Source organism: Polaribacter sp. Hel1_33_96 (assembly GCF_002846595.1).
Classification (GTDB): Bacteria; Bacteroidota; Bacteroidia; order Flavobacteriales; family Flavobacteriaceae; genus Polaribacter.
This window is the reverse complement of record NZ_PJMV01000001.1, coordinates 1,604,104-1,620,306: the sequence shown is the minus strand read 5'-3', so window position 1 is coordinate 1,620,306 and position 16,203 is coordinate 1,604,104. Positions and strand designations below refer to the sequence as shown.

The window sequence follows — 16,203 nt, the reverse complement described above, 5'->3', positions numbered from 1 at the left end:
ATTTAAAAAGCAATATTTATTTTCTAATCAATGAAAAATTCCCTTTTTTGTTGATCGTTGGTTTTGTTTTATCTGCAGGGATTAAGGTAACGCTAAACCAATAATCATCAGAAGAAAGTGTTTTTCCATTATATGTGCCGTCCCAACCTTGGTCATCAATTTGTAATTGTGCTACTAGTTTTCCATACCTATTAAAAATATTAATACTACTATTAGGATAAAAAGTTTTGTTAGCCCCTTTAACCACCCAATAATCATTCTCTCCATCAGAGTTTGGTGTAAAGAATTTAGGAAATTGAATTACGGAAACTAATAACTTTGTGTCTGGAGAACAACCGTTTTTGTCATTGACAATAATTTCATAAATACCCCCTTCTAAGTTTTGGAAAATCGGTTCCTCTTGATATCCAGCAAAAGGAGTTCTCATATTGTCATCAGTATTTAGAATTGCAAACTGATAATCTCCCGGACCTAAATTGTTATTGATGGTGTCAATAGAGATTGATAAATTATTTTGACTACCAATATTATTAGATTCATCAACAATAGTAACAAAATTCATTTCTAAGGTTGCGATACTAGATTCGCTTATTGTAATACTTTCCTCTCTTGTGCACAATGTTCCATTGGTCGAGGTTGCTGTTACTGTATAAGTTCCGCCAACTGTAACATTAACATTATCAGCTGTGCTTATGGTATCTCCATCTATATTTTTCCAAACATATGAATAGACATTCATTGCATTTTCTACTGCAATATTTAAAGGTAAATTATTTAAGCATAAAATTTGTGGAGTTGTTACGGTGAAATCTGGTAAAGGATTAATAATAACATCAAAAGATGCATCATCATTTATGCACAAGGTTGCTTTATTTTGGATACGTACAAAAATCGTTTCTGTTGCATTTAAGTTCGTGTAAGGAGAATCTATAGCGCTATTGCCAGTTGAAGCGTCTGCAGGGTTGGCATGGAAAGTAACGATAAAATCATCCGGATCTTGAGAAGTTCCTAATATTTCTGTAATTTTCCCATCTAAATCAATAGTTTGAATAATTCCATTTGCATCGTCACCATCCTCATTATTATCACATTCAGAAAGGTTAGAAATAATTTCACTGATTGGCTCTGGGTTTACAACGACAGTAAGTGTTGATTGATCAAAAATACAGCCAGTATTATTGTTTACAATTCTGATTAATAAACTTTCCTCACTAATTTTTGAAGTTGCATTAATTGTTACTCTTGTAGGGTCAGAATCATAGCTATTTTTGTCTATTCCTGTTGACGATAAATCTTCTAAATCAGTCTGGTTTTTATGATAGGTGATTGTAAAATCATTAGGATTTTTAGTTCCTAAAATATCGATATCTCTGATTGAGATATTAATATTTTGGGCTAGACCATTTCTAACATCACCATCTTTTATTCCAAGATCACAGACGGCTAAAACAGGAATTGGATTAGTGATTATTGGTAAAGGATTGATAATGATGTCAAAACTAGTATGAGGATTTGCACAGCCTGATACTATATTTTGCATGTTTATAAAAATTGTTTGAGTCACAATATCACTCTCAGAGAACCCAGTAGAAACATCATTTGTAAATTGGGCAGGAGTATCTATGTAATCAATACTATTTGTATCTCCAGAAAAAGCAGCAAGTGCAGTTTTATAAAAAGTTACCTCAAAGTCATTTTTATTTTGACCAGTTCCAAGAAAAAGTTCGTCAATTTTTTGATTTAAATCAATATTTCGGTTGCTTCCATTTGTGTAATTTCCATCAATTTCACCAGTGTCACATTCTAAGATTGGGGAAAGAGTGCTATTACTTGCAATTGGAGTTGTATTTATTTGTAAATAAAATTCGCCTAAACCTTCACAATTATTGTTTATGGTACTTAATATTTTATAATAAATAGGAAACTGAATACCGCTAGCAATAGTAGTGATGTCAATTTTAGTGATATCATTTCTGTAATTAGTGATATCGATTTCATTTAAAGTGTTATTTCTATCATCAGCATTTTCATAGAAAAAAACTTCTGTGTTTATGGGAGGATCAATTCCAGTAATAATGGCATTTCTATCCAAATAAAAGTTCGTTATTTTGTCTGTATCAGAATTAGCAGCAGAATCATTTCCATCAGCATCTAAAAAATCGTCGCAGACAGAAGGTTGAATTTCATTGTAAGGATTATCTGGAGTTTTCCCCACATTTATTTTTAACTCTACGAGATTTCTAGGACAACCAAATTGTGACGTAACTCTGACAAAAACAGATTGTAAAGTATTTACTTGAACGGGGTATGAAGTTGTATTTGTAATTTGAGAAGTTGCAGTAGCATCTTCAAAATATTCAAAAGTAGCATTTGTCGTTTCAGAAATATTTATTTCAGCGTTGGTTAAATTCACTGTTGGATTATTGTCATTAGCACTTATACATTGCTCTAATTCAGGGTTGTTTTTTAAAACCGGCAAAGGATCTACAATTAAATCTAAAGTTTTGTTGGCATCGTAACAAGCTGTATTATCTTTGTTTTCAACTCGAATAAAAATTTGTTGAGAGTCGGTTACAGAATAAAAATTATTTTTATCGATTATAGTAGCAATATCATTTGTTTCTGCACCATTTTGAGTTGAATGATAACTAACAGGATATTGAATTCCATCTAAAGTTCCAAGAATTTCTGAATCTTTAGTGTTTAAAATAAATGTATTTATGATTCCATCTGTATCAAGACCACTTTCTAAGTTATCACAGATTCTATAAGGTTCTGGTTGAATAGCAACAGGTAAATCGGTAATGGCTAACGTAAATTCTGTAATAGCAAAACAAGCTTTAGGTGCATTTTTGTTTTGCACTCTGGCATAAATTATTTGTGAACTAAATGCCGTTGTGTTTGTGTATGGATTTGGTAAAGCATTATCTCCAGAATTTGCATCATCACTGTCTGAAAAATATAAAACATCAAATTTAGAGCTGTCTAATCCTGTTAAGATTTTATCTTTTAATTCACCGGCACTATCATCTTGTAAATCAAAAGAATTAAACCCATCTCTATCTGTGTCACAAAAAATAATATCATTTGGTTTTGTTGCAGTTGCTGCTTCAAAAACATCTACGGTAAAAGTCCCATTGTATTCAGTATTGTTTCCACAATCGTCTTCTAAAGTTATTTTTAAGGCATAAACTCCTTTATCATTTTCAGTAATATTAGACAGTATTAATTTGTAATCTGGTCCAGAAGAAGGGATTTCTATAGTACTAGTTCCATTATCAAAAGTCCAAGTATATTTTATATTTTGTCCTGTAACAGCAGCTGGAACTATGGTTTTATTCTGCCCTTCACAAAATTGTAAATCTTGATTATTTATGACATTATTTGTATCCTCATCTTTTATTTCAATGGGTAATAATAAAGAAGATATAAATGGAGGTAGACCTTGGGTAGAAAATTTACCTTTTAGGTCTATTGCATTTTTTTTAAATATAATATCAGCAGCATTGGCTGTAGGGTTTTCTATGACATCGAGAAAAGGAGCAAAACCATTGAAGTAAGCTTCAGGGATGGTGGCATAAATTTTTCCATCAGGGCCGAGTTGTAATGCCCCTCTAAAGCCACCCTCTGGATATTCAGCACTACCGCCAATTTGTTGATGAATTATTGCTTTAGAATTAGGAATGTTTGTTTCAGTTAAATCAAATTGAAAAAGTTTGTATGTTACAGCTGGTCTAAATAAAGTTCCTCTAAAACTAGATACTGTAGAAATATATAGTTTTTTAGAATCTATAGAAAATTCTATGCCATAGGCTTCACCATCATTGATTCCATTAATGACAAAAGTTTCATTATTAGTTACTTCTCCGGTTTGGTTATTGAAATCATATAAAATAGCAGAGTTTTGCCCATCGTCAGATTGATTGGCGATGGCTAATTTAGTGCCATCTGGTGATAACTTTAAATAACCCCTTCTTTGGGATGAGGTAGTAACGGAAGATATTACTGGGGTTGTTTGTAATCCACTTGCATCAATGAAGTAAGAATAAAATTGATTATTAACAACGGATACTACCCAATAAGTGCTGCAATCCTGTCCTTTTACGGCAGCAACTTTTTCTTCCCAATCATTAAATTTTCCGTCAGATAAATCTGTAGGTCCTTCTGTTATTTCTCCTATACCATTAGATAGATCTATGGTATAGACATTTAAACCTTTTCCATCTTCGGTAATATTTCCTACATTACTTGGACCGTCGTCTACTGTAAATAAATAATAAATTGATGTTGATTCTGGTTTTGGGATGATCATACCAGACTGTGTACTAGAAGGGTCTCCCTTTAAATCATTGGCTAAAGAACCGTCGGTATATTTCATTACCTCGTGGTTTTTATCGTAGACTGTTATTCCATCAGAATAAAATAATAAATTACCTTCTTTATCAGAAAATGTAGAGCAGCCTTCAAGCGTATTAATTTTCCCATCAGTAAGGGCTGTTGGAGGATTTGTACTAAAATCTAGACCTGCATTTTCTCCAAAATACCAAAAGTTAGCTTCTTTTTGAGAAAATGTATTTAATGTAAAAAAAATTAGGAATAGCGGTAAAAAATTCTTCATTTGACGTTGTTTCATTACTTAGAGTCAAATATATTTAAAAAGTATTATAAATCCCTCTTTTTTAACAATGCATAAGACAAGTAAATAAATATAAAAGTCCAAACAGCAACTATTGCTATGTTAGAAAACTCTACAGCATAACTTTTTGTAAAAGTTTCACCCATTGTATTTGCTGCAGATCTAACAGCATTTAAGTTAGAAAAAGGTTCTTTTATTAAATTAGACATTGCTTCAAGAGGTAGAAATTGCATAATAGAATCAACCTTATCTCCAGTTTGTTCAGTTCCTTTAAATTGCCAGTATAAATATCCTTTTAGCATATTTTCTCCAATTAACCAAACTAACATTGCACCAACAGCAAAAGCAGATCTCTTTACAAGTATTCCTAGAAATAATCCAAAAGAGAAAAAACCAACAAGTTTAATAAAAAAGGCCAATAGATATTCTAAACCTGATGTAATAATTGATAGTTCATTATAATCAGAATAAGATAATCCTAAGATTAGTGAAACTACAAATACAAAAATAGTGGATATTAAAGCAAAAGCAATTACAGCATAGAATTTGGATAAAATAAATTCTTTTTTACTTAAACCATCTATTAAATTCTGTTTTAAAGTTTTAAAACTATACTCATTTGCCATCATAGAAACAATGACTAGTAATAAAAAGAATTTTAAAATAGCAGCTACATAGGTGTTAAAGTGCCAGATATATGGAAAATTAAAAATACCCATTTCTGCTAAATGAAACTTTATTGGGCCAAGATCAAACTTTATTGCCGCAATTAATGCAATAGAGGTCAGTAATGTAAAATAGATAATGGATAATACTTTACTGGCAGTATTATGTTTTAGTTTATAAAATTCTATCGTAAGTAGTCTAAACATGACTTTATCTTTTAGTTGATTAGTTGTTGTTGGTTAAATCTAAAAATTGTTGCTCTAAACTTGGTTTACGTTTTACCAAATGAGACAGCACAAATCCTTTATCGAACAAGTATTTATTAATTTCTGTAGATGAAATGTCACTTTTTAAAGTGGCAATTATGGTTTCATGCTCTTTAGTAACTTTCCCAATAGCATTATGATTTTCTAATAATTTTATGAGCTCATATTCATTTTCATCAACCTTTAGCTCAAATAAACCATTAGAAGCAGTCATTTCATCAACGCTGCCACTATAAAGTTTTATACCATTTCTAATCACAACAACATGAGAACACACTTTTTCAACTTCATCTAAAAGGTGCGATGCTAATAAAATAGTTGTTCCGCTGCTTGCAATTTCTGTTATAATTTGACGAATTTCATGAATCCCTTGCGGATCCAAACCATTTGTAGGCTCATCTAAAATTAAAATTTCTGGGTCATTTAACAATGCAGAAGCAATTGCCAAACGTTGTTTCATTCCTAAAGAGAATGTTCTAAACTTGCTATCTCTTCTCTCAAAAAGGTTTACAACTTTTAATTTTTCATCAATTTTATCTGCTGATATTCCTTTAATTTTACAAATTAATCTCAGATTTTGAGCAGCTGTCATGTACGGATAAAAGTTTGGGCGCTCAATAATGGCTCCAACTTTTTTTAATGCTTCATGGGTAGATAATTTTCCGTCAAACCAAGAAAATTCGCCAGAAGTTCTGTTTACAACATTTAAAATAATACCTAAGGTGGTAGATTTTCCACTTCCATTTGGACCTAGAATTCCATAAACATTTCCTTTTTGTATATCAAAAGAAAGATTGTTTACAGCATGAACTTGTCCAAATTTTTTATCGAGGTTTTTAAGTGATAATATAGTTTCCAATGAAATTGTTTTAGTCAGTTATAAGAAGTAAGACGACTAAGCTACAATTTTGTTACATAAAAAAGTTGAATTGTGCTCAGCTTTAATTGTTAAATTGAAAGAAAAAAAAGTTGAGTAAAAGAGCGTTAAACAATTAAGTAATTTCTGTTTCAACAATTTTATTAATATTCATTATAATCGAAATCATCAAAATGACCAAATTCATCATCAATATCTTCTTCATCACCAAATTCATTATTTAATTTTTCTGCAACAAATTCTTTTTCTGGTGCATCTTCAGGGATTTCGCCTATGGATAAAATGGTTTGGGGCAAATCTTCTCTTTTGTCTAATGAAATCTCTATAATATCTACATAAAAAGTCCACATATTTAAAAAATCATAAACATAAATTAGTTTACTATTTACTTCAGGTAAAGTTTCCTCTAAAATGCAGGTTTGCATTGAAATTTCTTCACCTGCTTCTGCCATGTTAAATAAAGGAATTTCTTCTCCTTGACTCCATTCATTATCAGTTTTGTAAAAAGAAGCCATTTCTTGACCTTTAAAACCAAAAGCTTTTGTAATGATGGTATGTAAATCTTTTAGATTAATACCGTCATCAACTAAAAGAGTTCTAATTACATCTTCTTTGGTATCTAATATAACGCGAATTTTATACATAAAAATTGATCAAAATATTGGCGTAAAAGTACAATAAATTATATGTATTTTTACTATTTAAATTTCATGTTGATGGATAAAATAAAAACTTTAGAAACTTTAAACAATCTCAACAAAAATACGTTGATGCAAACTTTAGAAATTGAGTTTGTAGATGTTGGTAATGATTATGTTACAGCAAAAATGCCTGTAAATTCTAATGTTCATCAACCTTATGGAATTTTGCATGGAGGTGCAACGGCTGCTTTAGCTGAAACAGTAGGTAGTTGTGCTTCTGCTCTTTTTGTTGAAACAAAAACAAAAATTGTTAAAGGAATTGAGCTAAGTATTAATCACTTAAAAAGTAAAAAGGAGGGAGTTGTTTTTGGTGTTGCAAGACCAATACATAAAGGGAGAACTACACATTTATGGGAAATTAAAATTGTTGATGAGGATGACAATCTAATTTCTATTTGTAAATTAACTAACATTGTTTTAGATAAAAAGTAGCTTGAATATTTTTGAAAAAATAACGAATTCCTATCATAAGAAAACCCCTTTTGTAGCTTATAGAAAACCTAATGAAGCGGTTATCTCTGGTTTTTTTATGGATAATGACTCCTTGTTTTTTGTAGATGATTTTTCTGAAAAAGGATTTGTATTTGCGCCTTTTGATAATCAACAAAAAGCAATTTTATTTCCAATAAATAACTCCGAATTTATTTCGGAAGATCTCTCTTTTGATGCAATTAAATTTAAAGAGAAGGATTTTTGTAATAATGATAGCTCTCAAGAACAACATATAAAATTAGTTGATAAAACGATTGAAGTAATCAGTAATAATGATTTAAAAAAAGTAGTTATTTCTAGAAAAGAAGACTTAGAAATAAGTGATTTCAATCTTATTAAAACCTATCAAAAATTACTGCAAACGTATCAGAATGCATTTGTATACGTTTGGTTTCATCCTAAAATAGGTTTGTGGCTTGGTGCAACTCCAGAAACGCTATTAAATATTGAGAATAACACTTTTAAAACCATGTCTTTGGCAGGGACTCAAGTTTATGAAAATACTAAAAATATCGTTTGGAAAAGTAAAGAATTAGAAGAGCAACAATTGGTTACCGATTTTATTGAAAGTCAATTAACAGGAATTTCATCAAACTTAAAAATTGATAAAAAAGAAACGATAAAAGCCGGTAGCCTATTACATTTAAGAACTAAAGTTACAGGAGAACTAAATGAGAACTCAACATTGAAAACGTTGATTAGAGCTTTGCATCCAACGCCTGCAGTTTGCGGTTTACCAAGGGGAAATGCTAAAAAGTTCATTTTAGCAAATGAGTTGTACAGTAGAAGTTTTTATACTGGTTTTTTGGGTGAATTAAATTTACAAAAGAATAAAATTGAAACTGAAAATTCTTCTTTGTTTGTGAATTTAAGATGTATGAATATTCTTGATGATAATGTTTCACTTTTTGTTGGTGGAGGTATTACAAAAGATAGTATTCCAAAAAATGAATGGGAAGAAACCGTGTCAAAGAGTAAAGTAATGAAACGTGTTTTATAGAAAAAACCGTAAACACCTTAGCTCACGATTTTTTCAATGTAAATTGAATTTGAATTGAAATAGTTTATTTGAATGAATATATTTTTACTAATAATTCAAATATAATGTTCTAAGACCTTTAAATATCATCAAAAGAAACATCCGTAAAACTATCTGTTGAAGTTGTTTCTTCTGTAGAGGTTTCTTCTTTCTTATAATCTTTTTGATGACGCTCGCTAATTACTTCATTTCCTTTTTCGTTAATAATGTAATTGGTAGCTTTACTTAACATTTCATGAAAATCTGTAAAATCTTCTTTATATAAATAAATTTTATGTTTTTGATAATGGAAAGTACCATCATCATGTGTAAATTTTTTGCTTTCCGTTACTGTCAAGTAATAATCATCTGCTTTTGTTGCTCTAACGTCAAAAAAATAGGTTCTTCTTCCAGCTCTTAATACTTGTGAAAAAATTTCTTCTTGTTCAACTCTCTCTGCCATAATTCTTTTTAATAGTAGTTATAAATTAGTTGTAATACTTAACAAATCTAACAAAATATTTTACGTAGCCATGTTAAAGATTAAAATTCTTTTTCTAAAAGTTGCTGTTCATACAACTCTTTGTAATATCCTTCCTGTGTTATTAATTGATTGTGAGTTCCTTGTTGTGTAATTTCTCCGGCATCTAAAATAATAATTTTATCCGCATTTTTTGCAGATGAAACTCTGTGGCTGATTATAAATGTAGTTTTATTTTTAGAAATATTTTCTAAGTTTGATAGTATTTTTTCTTCAGTTTCTGTGTCTACTGCTGATAAACAATCATCAAAAATTAAAATTTTAGGATTTTTAATAATAGCTCGAGCAATAGAAACTCGTTGTTTTTGACCTCCAGATAATGTTACTCCACGTTCACCAAGAATAGTGTTATAACCATTCGTAAATTCAATAATATTATCATGAACAACAGCATTTTTTGCAGCTGCAATAATTTCTGCATCAGTGGCATCTTCCTTTCCAAATTTAATATTATTACCAATTGTATCAGAAAATAAAAAGGGGTCTTGAGGCACAAAGCCAATCTGGCTTCTAACATCATTTAAGTTAGCCTCTTTAATAGGTTTGTTATCCAATAGAATAAGGCCTTCTGTGGTATCATACAGTCTAGAAATTAGCTCAATAATAGTTGATTTTCCCGAACCTGTTTTGCCTAAAATAGCTAAAGTGTCACCCGAATTTACAGTAAAATTAATGTTTTTTAAAGCTGTAATATTTGTATCATCATACTTAAAAGTAACATTTTTAAAAGTTACTTTACCCTTAATTTCTGTAGATGCAGAGTTGTTATTTTGAATTTCAGGAACTTGTTTTAAAAATTCATTTATTCTTGCTTGTGATGCTTCTGCTTGTTGAACCATAGACGTTACCCAACCAACTACTGCAACTGGCCAGGTTAATATGTTTACATACAGCATAAATTCAACCACTACACCTATCTGGATTTCACCATTGATATATTGATTTCCTCCAATATAAATAACCAACAAATTACTAATTCCGATTAATAAAAGCATTAAAGGGAAAAAGAGTGCATTAGCCTTGTGTAAATGAATGTTTTTGTCTTTGCTAGCGTCGGAAATTACATCAAAATCTTTAATAATAGAAGCTTCAATTCCGTATGATTTCACAACATTTATTCCAGAGAAAAACTCTTGATTAAAAGTGGTTAATTTTGATAAATACTCTTGAACCACAGTACTTCTTTTATGAATAATTTTACTTAAAATAAAAATGGATATTGATAAAACAGGAAAAGGAATTAGCGTATACAAGGTTAGTTTCAAATCAACCTGAACCATTTGTGAAAAACCAACAGCAAAGAGTACAATCATATTCATGCTATACATCACCGCAGGACCTACATACATTCTAACTTTAGAAACATCTTCACTAATTCTGTTCATTAAATCACCAGTTCTATTTTTTTTATAAAAGTTCAGTGATAATTTTTGATATTGTTGATAGATTTCGTTCTTTAAATCGAACTCAATCAATCTAGAAGTAACAATGATGGTTTGCCTCATTATAAAAGTTAAAACTCCACCTAATAATGCAATTCCAATAATAATGAGCACATTTATTAGTAGTTGATCTTTAACAACAGCAATATCGGTAACAACATTATTATGATAATCTTCTACTACATTTAAAGAGTCTCTAATTATTTGCGGTATTTTTAAAGACAAAAGTTTAGATAAGATTGTAATTAGCAATCCTATTAAAATGCGCCATTTGTATTTAGAAAAATATTTGTTTAAATATTGTAGTGCTCTCAAAGAAAATTTGAATTAAGAAATAAAGCACGAATATACGAGTTTCATAAAGATAAATTTTCTAAAAAAAAGAATTAAAAAATGCGTGATGAAAAACTAAATTAAGACTACTTTTGCAGTGGAAAAAAAACCCAATTTATCTAAGTTCTTTACCATGATTAACAGAAGACATATTCGAGTTAAAGTAATGCAATCTGTATATGCTATGCAGCAATCTCATAATGACGATATCATTAGAGAAGAAAAATTTTTAAAACATAGTATTTTAAAAATGTTTGATTTGTACGTTTTAAACCTTCAACTTTTGGCTGAAGTTCAAAAATTAGCTGCAAAAAAAATGGCGCTAGCCAAAAATAAAATTCTTGCTACAAAAGAAGATTTAAAACCCAATACTAAATTTATAGATAATAAAGTTATTAATGCAATTGCAGAAAGCATAAGTGTTGAAAGTTACATTGAGATGAATAATCTTAAAAACTGGGAATTAAATGACGAGTATGTGAAAATTATTTTTGAAGAATTACAAAAAAGTGATTTATATAAAAAATATTTAGATACAGTTGAAGATTCTTTTAAGGTAGACAAAGCTTTTGTTATTGATTTCTTTAAAGAAATTGTTGCTCCTAATCAAAAATTAGCAGAGTATTATGAAGGTGAGATGATTTCTTGGGTTGATGATATTCCTTTTGTTAATACTTGGGTTGTGAAATCTTTAAGTAAGCATAAAGAAATTGCAATCTTTGTAGTGGGAAGTTTGTATAAAGATAAAAATGATGAAGATTTTGTTTCAGCATTATTTAAGAAAACGGTTTTAAAACAGAAAACTTACGAACAAGATATTGCAGAGAAAACTCCAAATTGGGAAACTGATAGGATTGCGGATATAGACATGATTTTGATTAAAATGGCAATTTCCGAGTTTATTAATTTTCCATCAATACCAACAAGGGTCACTATTAATGAGTATATAGAAATTTCTAAAGATTACTCTACAGAAAAAAGTAGTTATTTTATTAATGGAGTTTTAGATAAAGTGTCTAAAGAATTTATTAATAATAAAAGAATTGTTAAAATAGGCAGAGGCTTATTGTAAATTATTGTTTTAGTGAATTAATTTAGTATTTTTACCCAAAATTTAAACATCATGAAAAAATTAACGATTTTGTTTGCATTTATTATTTCTGCGAACGTATTTGTCTCTTGTGCCGATGGTAATTCAAAAGCAACAGGGAAAATTAAAAAAGAAAATTTGACTAAAGCCAATTTTAGAGATACAGAAATTAAAAAAGGTACAGCTTCTATTTCTTTTGATAAGGAGGTTTACGATTTTGGTACTGTAAATGAAGGAGACTTTGTAGAAACCGTATTTAAAGTAACCAATTCTGGTAAAACAGATTTAGTCATTACAAACGCAAAAGCATCTTGTGGTTGTACAGTTCCTTTATGGCCCAAAGAACCTATTAAGCCAGGAGAAACGGGTGATGTAAAAGTAAGGTTCAATACAAGTGGGAAACCAAATAGACAACAAAAAACGGTAACTTTAACCACAAACACTGAAGCTGGAAGAGAGATTTTGACAATTAAAGGAATGGTTACACCAAAAGGAAAAAGACAAGTATGATTTCAATAATAGTATTGCAATTCGATGCCGGAAGTTTATCTTCTATGTTACCTTTTATAGCAATGATTGGCGTTTTATATTTTTTTATGATACGGCCACAAATGAATCGTCAGAAAAAAGAGAAATCTTTTCAGGCAGAAATAAAAAAAGGGACAAAAATTGTTACTTCTAGTGGTATTCATGGAAAAATTGTAGAATTAAATGCTGGGGATAACACGGTTACTATAGAAACAGGAGCCGGGAAAATAAAATTTGAACGTTCTGCAATTTCAATGGAATTAAGTCAAAAATATGTAGCACCAGCGGTTAAAAAATAAAGTATTTAAAATTTTACTAAGTGAGCTTTTCTTTAATTAGTGAAAGCTCATTTTTTTTGTTTATTACTTTTCATTAGATTGCAGATAAATTCAGAATTATTAGGTGAAAAATTTCAAAAAAATACCAAAAACCTTTATTAGTTTTTTAGTGGCTTCTTTTTTAATTTGGTTTCTAATTACTTTTTCTAAAGAGTACACTACAGTTATTACTTATGCAGTAAATTATAAAAATATTCCTCAAAATAAACTACTGCAAGAAACACCAATTAATAATATAGATATTACTGTAAAAGCATCTGGCTTTAAAATACTTAGATCTAAATTTAAAAATAAAAAGATACAATTAGAAGCCTCTAAATTAAAAAGAAAAGGACCTTCTAAATTTTATTTTTTAACTAAGAGTCAAGTGACTAAAATTCAAAAACAATTACTTTTTGGAGTTGAATTGAAAGAGATTTTACAAGATACTATCTATTTAAATCTAGGAATCTTAACTTCAAAAAGAGTAGCTATAAAACCAAATTTAGAGATTAATTATCATGTAGGTTATGATCTTTTAAATGAAATAAAAATTTCACCAGATTCAATCGTTATTTCTGGGCCAGAAGCTCAGGTAAAAAAAATTGACTACTTAGAATTAAGTGAGTTAAAGTTAAATGATGTGAAATCTAATTTTTTAGAAGAAGTATCAGTTTTAAAATTAAATAATAATTTTAAGTATAGTGCACAAAAAATTACAATTTCGGGAAATGTAGATAAGTTTACAGAGGGTAAATTACAAATACCCTTTACAACTAAAAATCTTCCGAAAAATATTAATTTAACAACACTTTCTGAAAAAGTAGAAGTTATTTTTGTGGTTGCGTTATCAAATTTTTCAAAAATATCTGAAGCATCTTTTAAGGTAGAATGTGATTACTTAATTTCTGAAAAGAATAACTTAGGGTATTTGATTCCTAAAGTTATTTTAGAACCAGTTTTTATTAAAAGTGTTAAAATTATTCCGAAAAAAATAGACTTCTTAATTCAAAAATAGCTCATGGTAGTTGGTTTAACAGGTGGTATAGGAAGTGGGAAAACCACTGTGGCAAAACTCTTTTCAAAATTTAATGATGTAGCAATTTACATTGCTGATATTGAGGCGAAAAAACTAATGAGCTCCTCAGAAATTATAAAAAAAAAACTAATCAAACAATTTGGAGAATCCTCTTTTGTAAATCAAAAATTGAATAGAAATTATATTTCTGAAATTGTATTTAATGATAAAGAAAAATTATCAATTTTAAACGCAATTGTTCACCCAGAAGTTAAAAAACACTTTCAAGACTTTATAAAAAAAAATATTGATAAAACATATATTATTTACGAAAATGCCATTCTATTCGAAAACGGAAGCAATCTACTTTGCGATTATATCATTACGGTTTATGCCAATGTAAATACTAAAATTGAGCGTGTTATTTTACGAGATTCTTCCACAAAAGAAGCAGTTGAAAGTAGAATGAAGAATCAATGGAATGATTCAAAGAAAATAGTACAATCGAACTACATAATTTGTAACGAAAATCTTGATGAAACTAAAACTCAAGTAAATAAAATTCATAATATTTTAACAGAAAAACGTAGTTCTTTTTAAATATCTTCAGTGATTTTGTTAAAAAGGTCTTAAAATTGAAGTAAATTTGCTAATCAACGTAAAAAACGTGAATTTAAAATTCTGAATAGCTTAACTTTGATATTATGGGCAAAAAAATGTTTGTTCTTATTGTTTTATTAATGAGCATTTCCTTGATAGGAATTATTGCTGTTCAACTCTATTGGATTAATAATGCAGTAGAAAGTAAGAAAGAACAATTTAAGAATGATGTTCAAAAATCATTGGGAAGTGTTTCGGAAAGAATTAATGAAAAAGAAAGGGATCTTTTCAATAAAAAGTTTGAGGGGATTATTAAAAATGCAGTTTTAGCAAATGATGCTCAAATAAAAAGTTTATTTTTTCAAGAAATTGATACTACGAATAATCAAAAAATTTCTTTTGGCTCTACAATTCTAGAGGAAAATTTTGAAATCCCAGCTGATTTTTTAGGTAGTGATTCTCTTATTTTTAAAAGAGTAACTGGTAAAAAAGATTTTTTTCAATCCAGATTAATTAAAGGTCCAGATAATTTATTTTCTAATGTAGATGAAAAAAGATACTCCTTTACCAAAAGATTAACCAATATTGAAGAAAGTCAGTTTGCAGAATGGTTTAAAGATTATAACAGAATTAATCCAATTCATAAGAGATTAAACAATAGAGAGTTAAATGAGACGATAAAAGATGAATTAAAGAAAAGAGATATCAGTTTGGAGTTTAAATATGGTGTTTATAGTAAAGATGGTTTAGCAACAAAGTTAAAATCGGGATATTACACTATAAATAAAAAAGATAGTTATCCTTATCCATTATTTTATAACTCATCCAATGAACCAGAATATTTCTTGTATGTAACATTTCCGGAGAAGAATGAGCATATTCTAGGGGGCATTTCAAATATTTTATTGTTGTCGTTATTTTTCATTTTGATAATTATTATTGCCTTTTCAAGTTCATTATACCAACTAATTCAGCAGAAAAAAATATCAGAAATTAAAACTGATTTTATAAATAATATGACGCATGAATTTAAAACGCCTATTGCTACAATTAATTTAGCTATTGATTCTATTAGGAATCCTAAAATTTTGAATAATCAAGAAAAAGTTTTACGGTATATAGAAATGATTCGTGATGAAAATAAAAGGATGCATACACAAGTAGAAAATGTATTGCGTATTTCTAGATTAGAAAAAAATCAATTAGATATCAGTAAAGAAATGATTGATATCCACGACACGATAGAGGATGCGATTAGTCATGTTAGTTTGTTAGTTAATGATAGAAATGGAACTATAGATACCCATTTTGAAGCGATCATTTCAGAGATTTCAGGTAATGAATTTCATTTAACCAATGTAATTGTAAACATGTTAGAAAATGCTATTAAATATTCAAAAGAAAACCCTAGAATTGAAGTGTATACAGAAAGTACGAACAAGTTTTTTATCTTTAAAATTAAAGATAATGGAATCGGTATGAGTAAAGGAGCACTCAAATTAGTTTTCGATAAATTTTATAGAGAACAAAAAGGAAATATACATGATGTAAAAGGTCATGGTTTAGGATTAGCGTACGTAAAAGAAATTGTAGAAAAACATCATGGAACAGTTTTTGTTGAGAGTGAAAAGGGAGCAGGAAGCATATTCACGGTAAAATTACCTTTAATTTAAAAAGT

The 16,203-nt window shown here is 29.1% G+C and carries 14 protein-coding genes; 8 read left to right on the top strand and 6 right to left on the bottom strand.

Going from position 1 to position 16,203, the window contains the following annotated elements; genetic code table 11:
* Positions 1-16: 16 nt before the first annotated feature.
* The 4 genes from ATE90_RS07160 to ATE90_RS07145 form a co-directional block, all read right to left on the bottom strand.
* Positions 17-4,618, bottom strand: a complete 4,602-nt coding sequence (locus ATE90_RS07160; protein ID WP_180335186.1) for a T9SS type B sorting domain-containing protein — start codon at positions 4,616-4,618, stop codon at positions 17-19.
* 44 nt (positions 4,619-4,662) lie between these two features.
* Positions 4,663-5,508 carry an ABC transporter permease gene (locus ATE90_RS07155; protein WP_101451138.1) on the bottom strand — a complete coding sequence of 282 codons (846 nt, stop codon included), beginning with the start codon at positions 5,506-5,508 and terminating at the stop codon, positions 4,663-4,665.
* Between the two features lie 19 nt (positions 5,509-5,527).
* Entirely contained in the window at positions 5,528-6,427 is a 900-nt protein-coding gene (locus ATE90_RS07150; RefSeq protein ID WP_101451136.1) for an ABC transporter ATP-binding protein, read from the bottom strand.
* A 161-nt stretch (positions 6,428-6,588) separates the two neighbouring features.
* Positions 6,589-7,089 (bottom strand): IS1096 element passenger TnpR family protein, encoded by a 501-nt coding sequence (locus ATE90_RS07145; RefSeq protein WP_036785739.1) that lies wholly within the window; start codon positions 7,087-7,089, stop codon positions 6,589-6,591.
* 72 nt (positions 7,090-7,161) lie between these two features.
* Here ATE90_RS07145 and ATE90_RS07140 point away from each other — a divergent pair, with 72 nt between their 5' ends.
* Both ATE90_RS07140 and ATE90_RS07135 read left to right on the top strand, forming a co-directional pair.
* Positions 7,162-7,578, top strand: a complete 417-nt coding sequence (locus ATE90_RS07140; RefSeq protein WP_101451134.1) for a PaaI family thioesterase — start codon at positions 7,162-7,164, stop codon at positions 7,576-7,578.
* A gap of 1 nt (position 7,579) precedes the next feature.
* Positions 7,580-8,638, top strand: a complete 1,059-nt coding sequence (locus tag ATE90_RS07135; protein WP_254712299.1) for a chorismate-binding protein — start codon at positions 7,580-7,582, stop codon at positions 8,636-8,638.
* Between the two features lie 118 nt (positions 8,639-8,756).
* Here ATE90_RS07135 and ATE90_RS07130 read toward each other — a convergent pair whose 3' ends face one another.
* Positions 8,757-9,119 (bottom strand): PUR family DNA/RNA-binding protein, encoded by a 363-nt coding sequence (locus ATE90_RS07130; protein WP_036785745.1) that lies wholly within the window; start codon positions 9,117-9,119, stop codon positions 8,757-8,759.
* Positions 9,120-9,199: 80 nt separating this feature from the next.
* Entirely contained in the window at positions 9,200-10,954 is a 1,755-nt protein-coding gene (locus ATE90_RS07125; protein ID WP_101451132.1) for an ABC transporter ATP-binding protein, read from the bottom strand.
* A gap of 151 nt (positions 10,955-11,105) precedes the next feature.
* Between ATE90_RS07125 and nusB the strand changes: the two genes are divergently transcribed.
* The 6 genes from nusB to ATE90_RS07095 all read left to right on the top strand — a co-directional run bounded on the left by nusB (position 11,106) and on the right by ATE90_RS07095 (position 16,198).
* Entirely contained in the window at positions 11,106-12,044 is a 939-nt protein-coding gene (gene nusB / locus ATE90_RS07120; protein WP_091953735.1) for a transcription antitermination factor NusB, read from the top strand.
* A 51-nt stretch (positions 12,045-12,095) separates the two neighbouring features.
* Entirely contained in the window at positions 12,096-12,572 is a 477-nt protein-coding gene (locus ATE90_RS07115) for a DUF1573 domain-containing protein (protein ID WP_036785756.1), read from the top strand.
* On the top strand, positions 12,569-12,889 hold the full coding sequence (yajC, locus tag ATE90_RS07110) for a preprotein translocase subunit YajC (RefSeq protein WP_036785760.1): 321 nt from the start codon (positions 12,569-12,571) through the stop codon (positions 12,887-12,889). Before ATE90_RS07115 ends, yajC begins: the two co-directional genes overlap by 4 nt.
* A gap of 103 nt (positions 12,890-12,992) precedes the next feature.
* On the top strand, positions 12,993-13,925 hold the full coding sequence (locus ATE90_RS07105; RefSeq protein ID WP_036785762.1) for a CdaR family protein: 933 nt from the start codon (positions 12,993-12,995) through the stop codon (positions 13,923-13,925).
* Positions 13,926-13,928: 3 nt separating this feature from the next.
* The gene (coaE, locus tag ATE90_RS07100) at positions 13,929-14,525 is read left to right on the top strand and encodes a dephospho-CoA kinase (RefSeq protein ID WP_036785765.1); all 597 of its coding nucleotides are present in this window, start codon (positions 13,929-13,931) and stop codon (positions 14,523-14,525) included.
* Positions 14,526-14,629: 104 nt separating this feature from the next.
* On the top strand, positions 14,630-16,198 hold the full coding sequence (locus ATE90_RS07095) for a sensor histidine kinase (protein ID WP_036785768.1): 1,569 nt from the start codon (positions 14,630-14,632) through the stop codon (positions 16,196-16,198).
* Positions 16,199-16,203 lie beyond the last annotated feature (5 nt).